Annotated in this window: 13 protein-coding genes and 1 pseudogene; 2 read left to right on the forward strand and 12 right to left on the reverse strand. The window is 33.1% G+C overall.

The genetic code is table 11. The annotated features are described in order from the left end of the window. Positions 1 to 189: 189 nt before the first annotated feature. From I5818_RS14235 to I5818_RS14255, 5 genes are all read right to left on the reverse strand, one after another. The gene (locus I5818_RS14235) at positions 190 to 795 is read right to left on the reverse strand and encodes a YdeI/OmpD-associated family protein (protein ID WP_078109578.1); all 606 of its coding nucleotides are present in this window, start codon (positions 793 to 795) and stop codon (positions 190 to 192) included. A 292-nt stretch (positions 796 to 1,087) separates the two neighbouring features. Continuing rightward, a complete protein-coding gene (locus tag I5818_RS14240) occupies positions 1,088 to 1,633 on the reverse strand; it encodes a GNAT family N-acetyltransferase (RefSeq protein WP_058005866.1) in 546 nt (181 codons plus the stop codon). Positions 1,634 to 1,883: 250 nt separating this feature from the next. Further along, positions 1,884 to 2,909, reverse strand: coding sequence for a ketopantoate reductase family protein (locus tag I5818_RS14245; protein WP_058005865.1), 1,026 nt, complete (start codon positions 2,907 to 2,909; stop codon positions 1,884 to 1,886). 161 nt (positions 2,910 to 3,070) lie between these two features. Then, positions 3,071 to 4,045: a 3-hydroxyacyl-CoA dehydrogenase NAD-binding domain-containing protein gene (locus I5818_RS14250; protein WP_235813399.1), complete on the reverse strand. Its 975-nt coding sequence runs from the start codon at positions 4,043 to 4,045 to the stop codon at positions 3,071 to 3,073. 15 nt (positions 4,046 to 4,060) lie between these two features. Then, positions 4,061 to 4,798 carry an acetoacetate decarboxylase gene (locus tag I5818_RS14255; protein WP_058005864.1) on the reverse strand — a complete coding sequence of 246 codons (738 nt, stop codon included), beginning with the start codon at positions 4,796 to 4,798 and terminating at the stop codon, positions 4,061 to 4,063. A gap of 169 nt (positions 4,799 to 4,967) precedes the next feature. Here I5818_RS14255 and I5818_RS14260 point away from each other — a divergent pair, with 169 nt between their 5' ends. After that, a complete protein-coding gene (locus I5818_RS14260; RefSeq protein WP_078109577.1) occupies positions 4,968 to 5,855 on the forward strand; it encodes a LysR family transcriptional regulator in 888 nt (295 codons plus the stop codon). 208 nt (positions 5,856 to 6,063) lie between these two features. Here I5818_RS14260 and I5818_RS14265 read toward each other — a convergent pair whose 3' ends face one another. From I5818_RS14265 to I5818_RS14295, 7 genes and pseudogenes are all read right to left on the reverse strand, one after another. Continuing rightward, positions 6,064 to 6,582: a YfiT family bacillithiol transferase gene (locus tag I5818_RS14265; protein ID WP_058006951.1), complete on the reverse strand. Its 519-nt coding sequence runs from the start codon at positions 6,580 to 6,582 to the stop codon at positions 6,064 to 6,066. A gap of 39 nt (positions 6,583 to 6,621) precedes the next feature. Continuing rightward, the gene (locus I5818_RS14270) at positions 6,622 to 7,398 is read right to left on the reverse strand and encodes a class I SAM-dependent methyltransferase (RefSeq protein ID WP_078109576.1); all 777 of its coding nucleotides are present in this window, start codon (positions 7,396 to 7,398) and stop codon (positions 6,622 to 6,624) included. A gap of 544 nt (positions 7,399 to 7,942) precedes the next feature. After that, entirely contained in the window at positions 7,943 to 8,842 is a 900-nt protein-coding gene (locus I5818_RS14275) for an NAD(P)/FAD-dependent oxidoreductase (protein ID WP_078111465.1), read from the reverse strand. 74 nt (positions 8,843 to 8,916) lie between these two features. Continuing rightward, on the reverse strand, positions 8,917 to 9,351 hold the full coding sequence (locus I5818_RS14280) for an Rrf2 family transcriptional regulator (RefSeq protein WP_058006948.1): 435 nt from the start codon (positions 9,349 to 9,351) through the stop codon (positions 8,917 to 8,919). A gap of 290 nt (positions 9,352 to 9,641) precedes the next feature. Continuing rightward, positions 9,642 to 10,477: pseudogene (locus tag I5818_RS14285) on the reverse strand (alpha/beta fold hydrolase). Between the two features lie 307 nt (positions 10,478 to 10,784). Next, positions 10,785 to 11,579, reverse strand: coding sequence for a cytochrome c oxidase assembly protein (locus I5818_RS14290; protein WP_078111215.1), 795 nt, complete (start codon positions 11,577 to 11,579; stop codon positions 10,785 to 10,787). Continuing rightward, positions 11,572 to 12,048: a DUF2243 domain-containing protein gene (locus I5818_RS14295; RefSeq protein ID WP_078111214.1), complete on the reverse strand. Its 477-nt coding sequence runs from the start codon at positions 12,046 to 12,048 to the stop codon at positions 11,572 to 11,574. The genes I5818_RS14290 and I5818_RS14295 overlap by 8 nt, the downstream gene beginning before the upstream one ends. 192 nt (positions 12,049 to 12,240) lie before the next feature. On the opposite strand from I5818_RS14295, the gene I5818_RS14300 reads away from it, so the two are divergent. Continuing rightward, positions 12,241 to 13,092, forward strand: coding sequence for a manganese catalase family protein (locus I5818_RS14300; protein WP_058003973.1), 852 nt, complete (start codon positions 12,241 to 12,243; stop codon positions 13,090 to 13,092). Positions 13,093 to 13,336 lie beyond the last annotated feature (244 nt).

The following is a 13,336-nucleotide window of genomic DNA, read 5'->3' on the forward strand; positions in this document are numbered from 1 at the left end:
AAGTACATAAAGGATAGAATAAGTTGGTTGTTATAGATATCTCTTTTCTATCCTTATCATGTATTTCTCGAACAATAGATTTATGTACCACTTGTGTTAAACTCAAAAAAGACTGTTAAATAAAGTGATTATATTAAATGTCACACTTTAACCCGACAACAAACATTTAAATGTATCAATAAATAATATCTATTGTATAGGTTTATCATTTAGCCCCTTTCCATTAAGAATATGTTGCTGATATTTTTCAATCCTTGACTCACGGGTTTTTGATTGTTTAGGCGATGAAAAATAAAGAGTATATGCTCTTTGCCGTCCAGGGGTTAATGCCTCAAATGCCGTTTTCAATTCAGGGATTTCATTAAATTTATTCTGAAGTTCCTCTGGAATTTTCATTTCTGTATTTTTTTTAAAATTTACTTCTAAACCAGCCTTTTCTACTTGAATAGCTTCATTAATATAAGATTTTAAGATGGTTTCCAATTCAATGATTTCTTGAACATTAGTAAACCGAATTTGGCGAGCTGCCTGTACATTCTCCGTTTGTTGGATTAGAATTCCATTGGTATCCTGTAACAATGCTCCTTTATGAAATAAAAGCGCACAGTACTCTTTAAACCCATGTATTAAAACGATGTTTTTAGTCTCATATGTGTAGCAAGGATGCATCCATTTATATTCTTCTGTTAGTCCACAGTCAAGAACAATCTCTCGCAACTTCAAATATTCTTCTTTCCACTTTTTAGATTTACTAAAAAATTCTTCGACCTTAGGATTCACTTGACTATTAGTCATCAAGAAACACCCCTCTAGATTTTTTCAATCAAACGGTTAGGATTGATCGTACTTGAACATTTTCTTTCTAGTCGAATTACATCAAACTTAACTTTACCTATATCCCCCTTGCTGAAAATGGAAGTAACATTTTATTCTGCTTTGCATATATGTAATATACAATTCTCGTAATGTTGAATATTTTCCGTAAGACTATAATAAAAGCTAAAGATTAATTAGAAATTATATCCATAGGGAAGGATTTCATACCTCTTTTAACTTCAAAAAAGCATGCACTTAAAATAAGATCTATTTATTTGTTGGTCCACTCTTCCGATAAAATTCCATAGACAACATGGTCTACATAATGGTCATATAACCATTCCGCTTGACGAATACATCCTTCATCTATAAACCCTAACCTCTCCGGAATACTTCTACTTTTCTTATTTCCGACCGCAACTCTAATTTCTACTTTATTTAATGCTAATTCTTTAAAAGCATATTCAGTCAATGCTTCAGCTACTCTTGTCATGATTCCAAAGCCTTGGTATTCTTCACCTAGCCAATACCCTATTTGGGCAGTTTTGTTCGACCAATTGATGTTATTAAATCCTGCAACTCCAACGATATTACCTTTAAATAAAATTACTGTATTAATACTTCTATTTTCAGAGAAACCCTTTAAACACATATTGATAAACCCAATAGTATCCTCAAGTTTTGTTGTAGTATCTAACCAAGGAAGCCATTCTCTTAGATAATTACGTGATGTATCTGTTAATTCAAAAACCCTATTACTATCTTTTAATTCTATTAGTTTTAATGCTAAATCATCATTTATTTTATGTATAAACATTGTGATCCCCCGAAGAATTTTGACTTTTTAATTCTCTTTTCTCAAATTCTGTTAACATTTTTACTATATTAATTGTATAATCTCACCTCTTTAATTAATATTAATAATATTCTACTATTTAATTATATTTTAGTCAGTTACTTTTACACATATTTACAGCATGATGACGCATAATTCTAAATAATTATTAAACAAATTAAAATAAAAAAAGTGCTGCCCAAAAAGGCAACACCATCTACAAAATCATTATCTATTTATTTAATTCTTCAAAGCACTTAATATTTGTAGCAAAATTTGGTATGGATTGAGTCTCTTCTGCTTGTTTAACTAGTTTTACAACCATATCATTGTATGGTGTTGGGATTCCTTTGCCTTTAGCTAGTTGTGGAACGACCCCATTGATATAATCAATTTCAGTTTTACGTTTCTTTTCTAAGTCTTGCAGCATGCTTGCCTTTAAAAGTCTAGAAGACTCCATAAACTTCCGAAGCGTTTGAATACGTAGAGGGATCTCATTTTCATTTTTTATTTCTAATGACGAAATATCAAATGAATTCATTTTAGCAAATGTAACACCATTTGCGTGACCGACTTTGATTGTTTCATCAGCAATGTGCGCTGCGCTAATAACACTAACTTCATGATCGAGTACACCACCAAACTCTGTGTTAAGTGCAGCAGATAAACCACTAAACGCATTGTTAATCAATAATTTTGACCATTTTGTTCCTACTAGGTTATCAGATATATGTGTGCCCCCTACTAGGTCCAGAATGGATTTAATTTGTTGGATTCTTTCTGTTATTTCACCATTTAATTCCCCAATTTGGAATGCATACTTTTTAAAATGGTCATACGTTGTAGTCAGTTTTGAAACTCCCGGCTCAATAAATGTTGCACCAAATTCAACAGATCCTGCAATTACACGTTCCCGGCCAACAATTGATGCGACCTTTTCTTCAGGAATCCCGTTTTGTAATGAAAGTACAACACTTTGATCTGTTAAAAATGGTAATAAATTTTGTAGAACTGAATCGTTATAAAGTTGCTTTGTTAATAACAAAACTAAATCATAAGTACCTGACATATTATCAGGAGTAATGGCCTTTACTTTTGATTGAAAATCTGTCGTGCCGATAATTCTTGCACCTTCTTGATTTAAAACATCAACATGTGCTTGATAAACATCGATTAACTCAACATCTTTTCCTCCGGCAGCAATATATGCTCCAGCGATCGTTCCTAATGAACCTGCTCCTAATACTGCGATTCGCATTTGTATATCCTCCCTACTTTTCATTCGTTAGTTAGCATTTATCCTGTTTCAGAAGACCAACGCATTTGCAATAATCGGACCTTTCTAGCATTGGTGAGATTATATCCTAACACGCGCTTGATTCGATGATGATTTGTTTTGATTAAGCCTTCTTCGTTTTTTTATCTAGATGATTGTTGATCTTTAAGCATCTTGAGAACAGACAGTTGCTTTTGATCACGACTTTTTTCCAATTGTTCAATCGGCACGTTTCCATATGAATTCATCGCATGATTTGATAATGTTTGTACATTAGCCTCATCTAGGTTGGGATTTCCAAGGTTTTTCCACCCATTCTGTAAATTAGGACCTAAATGCTGAAGAAATGCAGGAAGTCCGCCTTTTCCTCCTCCAAGATGGAATGTGAGGAATGGTCCACCTACAGCCCAACGTAATCCAATCGAATTCGTTACAATACGATCTAAGTCTTCCATTGAAACTACACCTTCAAGAACTAAATTTACTGCTTCACGAAATAATGCTGATTGCAAACGATTAGCTACAAATCCAGGGATTTCTTTTTCTAATACCATCGGCTCTTTTCCTAACGCTCTGTAAAAAGTAATAGCATCTTGAACCGCTTGATCTTTTGTATGTTCACCTGGAACCACTTCAACTAGCGGAACAAGATGAGGTGGATTAAAAGGATGTCCAATTAAAAGCCGCTCTGGATTTTTCATCCCTTTTGCAATTTCACTTGAAGGAATTCCAGAGGACGAAGACAACAATAGGGTTTCTTTACTTACCACTTTTTCAATTTTAGAAAACAGCTCATGTTTAAATTCCAATCTTTCCGGTCCGTTTTCCTGAATAACAGCCGCACCTTGAAGGGCACGATCCAAATCAGGTTCGATTTCTAATCGATTGGTTAAACCTTCTGTAGGTAATCCAAGAGCTTTTAATGTTGGTTTAATTTGATCAATTCCATTAAGTACCACTTCTTTTACATCTGGACGGGGATCATTTACACGTACGGTTAGTCCGTAAGCTAAAAACAATGCAGTCCAAGAAACTCCAATTGTACCCGCTCCTATGACAGTTACAGGATTAAACCTTTGTAATTCGTCAGGGAGTGTAATTTTTGATTGAATCATCATAAAAGTTCCTTTCTCCTATTTTGCCAAATAATCATAAACAACTTCCGGGCTTGCTAGTGATAATTCAGTTATAATATGTGAAGCAGAAACGACCTCTAATACAGGCAAATCTGCCATCGGTGCAAGCGCATGTGCGAACAACTCCAGTCTTGCTGGACCTGACCATGCTCCTAGGATCTTAATATCTGTAATTTGGCTTCTGACCAATTCGCAAATTCTTGGATATCCATTGTACCCTGGCATCTTTTTTAACATATAATTTGGTTTAACGATCTCTTTAAGCGCCTCCCTATGATCAAGCGGAAAATGCTTATACCCCATGGTTGCAGTTGCTACTCGCAAAGTACCATAATCCAATATTCCTACTAAAGTGTCGGAATCAACATAAAGACTTGGTTTTCCCAATTTTTTAGGGTATGCTGCTATTTCCCTGCCAGATGCGATTGCTGGAAAGCTATCTACATACATGGCATGAAGATAGTCACCTTCCTCACCTTCAAAGCTTACGGGAATGACCTGACCACATTCAGTGTATGATCCTAGGCCTGTAACATCAGGCATTTTCATTATTTCAAACCTTACAAGTGGATCTTTAACCTCCAATGGTTCAGGAACAATTTTTTTCAATTTTTCAAGGTCAGTCCTATATAAAATATTTAAGTATTCACGATTATAAAAACGATATGGACCTAATGGAAACGCCCCCGCGTCCAATGGTGTTGTAAATTGTCTAACCACTTCATCTTTTTTCATCTGAATAGCACCTCTACTTTTTGATCAAGATTTAACGTTTTTCCTCTTTAGCTTGTCCTATTTTCCATTACCTACCTTTATATTTTAAATCGATTTTTACATTTAATCTAATACATAATAATATATAAATATATTTATTATAATAAATAAAGGAGATGTAGCATATTACATGGAGCTGCTTCAATTAAAATACTTTCAGACCGTTGCCTTTACAGAGCATATATCTAAAGCTGCCCAGCAACTAAAAATTGCTCAGCCTTCCTTAAGCCTTACAATTAAAAGACTTGAAGATGAATTAGGTACTAAATTATTTATCAGACAAGGGAGGAATATTAAGCTAAGTTCATCAGGAAAAATTTTCCTAAAACATGTAAACAATATTTTTACTGAGATTGAAAATGCAAAAATGGAAATACATTCACAAGATGAAGAAAAGATTCGTACCATCAAAATTTCAATTTCGAATCCTAGATTCCTAACAGGACTTATAAGTGAATATATTTCACGTTTTCCTAATACAAAAATACAACAGGGAATCGGATTAAAGAGCGGGATTCTGAAAGGCTTAAAAAAGGGAGATTTAGATTTAGGAATAGCAGGGCCACCTATAGTAGATGAAGAGATAGAAAGTTTTGTACTGATTGATGAGGATGTTGTTCTCGTTCTGCCTTCCAATCATAGGCTAGTAGGTAAATCTGAAATTGCTCTAAGCGAAGTTGCTAATGAGCCTTTTATTGCCTTAGCTAATAATGAGGAATATAAAAGCTTTACAACAAATCTTTGTGAAAAAGCGGGATTTACCCCAATTAATAATTTCGAGGTTGACTCTAATCTATTAACAGAAATAGTTAAGCTTGATCAAGGTGTAGCAATACTTCCGATTTCAGTATGTAAAAAACTCGATTTAAATTTCGTGAAAATCGCAGATATTGATCCAACCTTTACGGTAGGGCTTTCTTGGATTAAAGATTCAAAATTATCTCCTACAGTAAGAGATTTCCGTGACTTTATTATTTCATACTTTAGGGACAATTATGAAACGTTCAAAGTTCATTAGAATAAAGGTTTTACATCATAACCTCCACTAGAAATGGGGGATGTCTAAAAGTAAAAGCTCTAAGTTCTTCATAGACACCCCCTTAAATAAAAAAGATTATCCTACCTTTAATAAAAGTGGATTCTCGTTAAATGTCAGTTTTTGTACCTTACATTGCTTATTTATTATTGTATAGTAATCTATTATTTCTAATAAAAATAACCTCTTCTTACCAGTCTAATCGATCACGAAGAGTTGTAATATGGGCAACATGATGTCTTCCATGCCAAGCATAGATGCCAATATTGACACTTAACTTCATATCTCCAAATTCTGAATGATAGAAAGTCTTCTCTAAATCTTCCGAAGTCATGGATCGTAATAAATACACCCATCTCTTATGTAAGGCATCAATTAGTTGCAAAGAAATTTCTACTGGTAAATTCGAATCTGGGAGCTCGGCCCATTTTCCTTCTTCATACAATTTAATGGTAGGATTGTTTTCTGTGAGAGCCAATTTGAAACGAGTATAACTATTTAAATGACTGTCAGCAATATGATGCACCACCTGACGAATCGTCCATCCTTCAGAACGATAGGCTGTATCTAGTTGAACATCATTTAAACCCTCAACTGCTTCTGTTAATCTAGTTGGAAGCTCTTCTATTTCTTTTATCCACTGCTCTATTATTTCAGTTGTTACCTTCCCATTAACATTAAACTTTCCTATTGGATAACGTAAATCCATTTAAACAACTCCCTTTTCATCAATATGTACCCAATTATACTATTTTATTTTCCTACAAACATAGATCATTTCATAACTATCATTAGTTATAGGAGTTTCTTTCCAATCCTTATAGAGATGAATAATTTCGAAGCCATTGGCAAGCAGCATTCTCTCCATTTCTTTTGGGAAAACATATCTCAAATTTATGTTCGTTCTTTTTTCGTTAATTATTTCTCCATTCTTATTTTTATACTTTCTAATCGTTGTATAATGTTGAATTTGATTTAAGGAGTCATAGTTACTAACAGTATATACGTCAACCGGATATTGTGTTTCACTGTCAATATAAGTTTTCCAATATTCTTCAGTACTTGATTGTAACAACTCATCAACACTCGGAAACCTTGTTCCAAAGATAAAGATACCTTCATTATGTAAATGTTTATTTACTGAGGATAATAATCCATCCTGGTCTTCATTTGTAAGAAAATGTTGAAATGAATTCCCAACTGAGTAGATTAAATGACTTTTTATATTTAAATCCAGTTTCGTACAATCTTGTTCTACCCACTTTATGTTTACATTTAGCTCTTCTGACTTCTTTCTAGCTGCATCGAGCATTCCTCTATGTACATCGACTCCAATTAGTTGGTGTCCTTTACTTGCTAGTGGAATGGTTACCCTACCTGTTCCACAGGCTAAATCAATGATAGGACCTACTGTTTTTAAAGCCTCTTTCATTAGGAAAGGCACATCCTCAATATATAATTCATTTTCCATATCATATAGGATCGGATCATCGTATTCTTCAAAATTTGTATTTAGACGTTCCATTTTGTTCCTCCTTCAAATACATTTCAAAAAAATATGTTAAATAGCAAGAATCAACATATCTCAACACTTATTCATAGTTTTCGTTTGTACGACTTGATATCCAAACACTGATGTTGTTTCCCCATTAACTTTGACGCAATCCAAGATTTCACTGGTCTTACTCTCCCTAGCCAACTATGAAACTTGTATTTTTCAAGTTCATATCCAATCTTCATACCAATTAATTTTCAGCGTCCAAACATATTAAACAATATCTATGGTTTTCAACTAATCTATCAAGGAAAATCATCAATTATAATTACTATTGAATTTATACATCATTGATACCATTTATTAGATTTACATCTGGAATACCTATTTACTCAAAATAGATTTGCTCTTGTTTTACTTCTACAATATGAGGAAAAATTCCTTTATAAGAACATTTTTCAAGAAAAGATCATTTCAAGCTTTTACACCCCAAATATTATCAATAATTTCTACAATATAATTAAAAGGAGCGTTCATAAAAAAACGCTCCCATTAGTAAAGATTGTAGAACCAATTAAAAATCTTCGTCTATTAAATCTAAGATTACTCGCGAAGCCACTTTGCTCCCCTCACTTGCAGCCGTAATTAATTGAGGAGATGTTGAAAGAGAATTATCTCCACTAGCGTAAACTCCTTCAACACTCGTACGTCCAAATTCATCCGTATCTATCCCGCCATTCTTTTTTATTAGGCATCCTAATTTTTCAGCGAGTGGCGATGCTTGTTCTAACCCAGTAACCATAAAGCCACCATCTCTTACTATTTCTTTACCATTTTTAAATAAAACCCTTTTTAAATTTCCATCTACACCTTCTAAAGATAATATTTCGGATTCAGTAACTGCTATTTTTTTGGATAATAATAACTGTTTCTGATCCGCAGTGAGCACAGTGTTCCCGTTTGTACACACAATAATATCCTTACTCCAGTTAGAAATCAATTTTGTCAGATGGAATATGCGCTCATCTTCTCCTATAACAACTAATGCACGATCTTTTAGCTCCCACCCATCACAAAATGGGCAAATAAATACACTTGTTCCATAAAATTTGTTTATCCCCTTAATACTAGGTAAGACATCTTTTAGGCCAGTAGATAATATAACCTTTCTAGATTGATAAGTATTCCCATCTGCTGAATAAATAAGAAAATAATTATTTTCTTTCTTGATATCTACCACTCGTTGATTATGAACCGATATATTTGGATATTTTATTAAATCGGCTTTAGCCACTTTTTTAAATTCAGAAGGCTTGATACCATCTCTCGTAATGAACCCATGAGATTCGTGAGTTACAGCATTTCTTGGTTTATCCTCATCAAAAAGTATGATGTTTTTTCTTGCTCTTCCAAGTACAAGTGCAGCACTTAAACCTGAAGGTCCTCCACCAATTACAACACAATCTAATATCATTTTGTCTCCTCCTCAATTAAATATATTATAGACTTTTAATATCTATAATTAAGTGAAAAAAATAATTGAAATGATTAACCATTACAATTATTTTCATTTTTTACATTCATTTGCTCAGCAATATCAATAATGTATTTTTTACTTAGCTCTTTCTTCATATTATTTTCTGCTTCTAGCATCACATTCTCAATTAAACAATCTTCATTTCTAGATAATTTTTCATGACCTAATGAACAACTGAATAATGTCGTTTGACCTTCAATGGCTTGAATGACATCTAAAAATGAGATTTCATTGGACTGTCTTGCAAGGCTATATCCTCCATTAACTCCAGGATTTGATTCAATTAATCCTGCTTTAACAAGTTTTGTTAATATCTTCGAAAGGTATGTAGGTGAGAGATTTTGAATTTTAGCTAACTGTTCAACTCCAACCGTTTTTCCCTTTGGTGCTAATGTTAAATATACCATTGTATGCAATGCGTAATTTGTAGCTTTAGAATATTTCATGGTCTTACCCTTCCATTACTATATTAAAGGTCTTTAATATCTATAATTGATATTAATTCATTTTAAAAATATAATCAAGCTTTTTACATATTATTCTTTTAAGCCGATGATGGACTATACCGAAATATTTTTCATCCAATTTATTTATTTGCTTGTGTGATAAGGTAGTGAAAAGCCAAATAAAGTATCTCCCCATCATTATCAAATTGATGTATTAAAATCAGATTTCCATAAATCTAAACTCCACTTATTTTAGTTTACGTTATCCCTTTTCATAGTCATTTAAGCTTCTAACTTTCACTCTTTCTGGATAAAAAATCATTTAACACTCTGTCTAACCACTCATTGACTACATGATTAAAAATTTGTGGTTGATCTATTTGGAGATTGTGACCAGCTGTATCTATGACAGTAAACGTTCCCCTTGAATACGTATCCGTAAGGCTTAAAGCATCCTTATATCCAACCGTAGAATCCTGTCTACCCAATAAAAATAAACTAGGTTTAGTAAAATCAGATTGATCTAGCTTAAAGGAAAAACCATATTGTTTCTTAACCTTATTTAAAAACTCCTCATCACTAATTTTAATCCCGCTTACTATTTCATTGTTGTATCGTAACCAAGTGTACTCATTTAATACGACTTGATTATCTCGAAACTCTGCTTGTTCATCTTTCGATAACTTATTGATAAAGTTATTATCAATTTTATAACTATCATGTACCTCAACTTGTCTATTTTCTGGACTAGGATTAATGACTGGGCATATAAATGCCGCACCAAGTATTCTTTCTGGTTGCTTCTCAATGATTCCCCGTGCAATATAGCCACCGTAAGACTCCCCAACAATTAGATATTCTTGATCAGGGATGACAATATTAATAAACTCTAATACTGCGTTCAACATCTCATCAGAACAACTTATATCATGGTAGTTTCTTGTTAATCCCATACCTGGTAAATCTATATATATACGTCGCCAACCTTCTCTATTTGTAAAGACAGGCTCCATACATCCAGTCATTAATCGAGGTCAGGAGAATAGCCGTGGATCATTAATATTGGTATACCTTGTCCCATCTCTTCATAATAAATTTTAGCTTGATGAACTTTACAATATGCCATTTGTAATCCCCTAACTCTTTAATTAACGTATTTTACAGGTTATTGGTAATTAACATTTTAATATATGCACAATTTATTATAGGCTGTTTTCGTGAGATAAGAGCCTTATTATAAAACTCAATAAAATATTATTTCTATAAATATACTAATTAATCCTTCTACAATTAGGGGATTAATCCTCTCTTTATTGACATTAGCTTTCAATCCTCAAGTAGAATAAAAAGTGATGTGCTTTTTAAATTATTTTCATTAAATTGAAAAGATTAGAATTTAACCCTCATTTTTTTTCATTTGAACAGAATGAAAATTATATATTGACTTGCTTAACTAAATTTGATTTTATCTTTGCTGATTTATACCATTGAAGACAGAAAATATATATTAATATAATATCTACTAAATCTCCTCCATAATACATGATCATCCCTCCTATTTCCGCCTGTGTTGTAGTTACTCCATTAGGTGGATGAGCATATATGTATTTCGACAAGACTCCATGACTAGCCATTGAAATGATCATAATAATTGCTCGGTACATATAACTTGTTCTATGAGGTATTGGGTCAATATAAATAAATGCAGCTGTATACACATAGCCTGCAATAAAGACATGTAAATGGATGAATAAATAAAGGAGGAGATTTTGATGCATTTGGGAAAAGAGATTTGTTGTATAAAGAAGCCATAGTCCACCCACATTTAGTAAAGAAGCAGTCAGTGGATCACAAATCAGCCTAATCGGAAAACTCTTTAGCACCTTTGTAATATAACGTGCGTGTTTTACTCTAAGTGTTCTTAAAAAAAGGGTCATTGGAGCAGATAGGAGGATTAATAACGGAGCAACCATTCCTAGCAGTAAATGACCAAACATATGAGCAGTAAAATCCTTATGTACACTTTTTGCTAATGGCCCAACAGCTATAGTTGCCATACAAAGTATTCCTAGCGCCCAATAGAATATACGAAGGTAAGACCAGCGTTTATAATGGCGATTGGATACAATACATGCAATAAGATACAAAAAAAACAGCAATATAAAAGGTATTAATAAGAAAGGTTCGACAATTGTGATTTTAAAATGTTCCATATGTTCATTATTCATTGGCTGTTTTACCCCTTACTAATATTTCTTTCTTTGTCTTTACTATTAGAATGATTGCTATTAAAAGTAATACTAATGCAATGATGTTCCATAATAGATCGTAAATGATTAAATTTTCCACATAACGAATTTGATGAATTCTCATCAGTTTGTGCTGGATAATTCCATCGTATAACTGAAATCCCCCTCCCCCAAGAAACACACCGCCAATCCACCTCTTTAACCAAAATGCGTTCTTACGCCTTAAATCTGCTAGAAGGAATAGCCCACCTATAGTTGCAAACCAGCTAAATGCATGGAATAAGCCATCTGAAACCAGACCAATACTTAATGTACTTTTGTCATAAAAATGATGCCAATATAATATTTGATGAAAAATCGTTTCATCCAAAAAGCAAACTAAACCAACTCCAAATAAAATACCTGACCATATATTTCGAGTTAAAGATGAAGTACTAGTCATGATCATCCCTCCGTTCTTTCATCATATAAAATCAATTATTTGCAGTTGGAAGGAATTTTATCCAAATTTTGTTACTTTCACTAAATACTTTTAAGAATTCGTTTATCCAAAGATTTTTATCGCATTAATAAGGATATTTTCGATGTATAAAACAAATAGTAACTATGTCAAACAGTTACTATCAAAGGAGGTATACCATTGTATTTTTATAAAGAGGATTTAATTAATATTATTGTTCCTGATAAACCGGACCCTTCTGCAGCAAAGGTTTTGCAAGAAACATTAGGTGGCAGATTTGGTGAAATGAGAACGATGATGCAATTTTTCTTTCAAAGTTCTAACTTTCGCGGAAAACAAAAAGAGTTTCGTGATTTAATTCGGGGAGTCTTCCTTGAAGAAATTAGCCATGTGGAGCTAGTTCAAACGACAATAAATCAATTATTAAATGGTTCAGGTGAAGAAGCAATCGGAGCTGGCGGTTCGGGAGCTCCTTTAGAGGAAGCAATTAAACATGCAAATCCCCATCATTTTATTATGGGTGCACAAAGCTCTCTCCCTGTGGATGCTGCGGGAAATCCCTGGAATGGTAACTATGTATACAGCCACGGAAATTTAATTAGTGATTTATTAGATAATGTAGTTTTAGAATCTACAGGAGTTCTTCAAAAAACGAGAATATATGAAATGAGTTCTAATAAAACTTTTAGAGAAACATTAGCTTTTCTAATTGTTCGCGATAATGCCCACCAAAATGCGTTCGCTAAAGCATTAGAAACCCTTGGTGTTGATTGGGCGAAAATCTTCCCAGTCCCAAATTATGATATCAATAAGTATCCTGAATGTAGAAAATATGTAGAAATGGGATTCCATAATGCACAATTTAATTTTAGATTAGATGAAACATTAATGGGACAAATTTTCCAAGGGGAGTCTCCTAGCAGAAATGACGGCGAGTTAAAAGTAGTTCCACCACCAAAAGGATATCCAGTTCCAATGCTACCAGAAATGCCAAACGAGCACAGTCCTGGTATACAAGACCTAAATAAATAAATTCTTAAGCGTCTTTGATATAAAGGCGCTCTTTAGATTTTAAGATTTGAACAGACATTCAGATGAATACAATATTATATTTTACAATGGCTTATAGAGGTTATTTTTCTTATCATAAAAATTCTTGCCAATCTATACAACAAACATAAAATAAGCTTATATTAAAACTAGAAGACAATCTACCTATAACAACGGGTGATACTTTTGGGGTGGATTGGGAAAGAAGATACTCTTCTATGACTTT

It is taken from the genome of Heyndrickxia oleronia (genome assembly GCF_017809215.1).
Classification (GTDB): Bacteria; Bacillota; Bacilli; order Bacillales; family Bacillaceae_C; genus Heyndrickxia; species Heyndrickxia oleronia.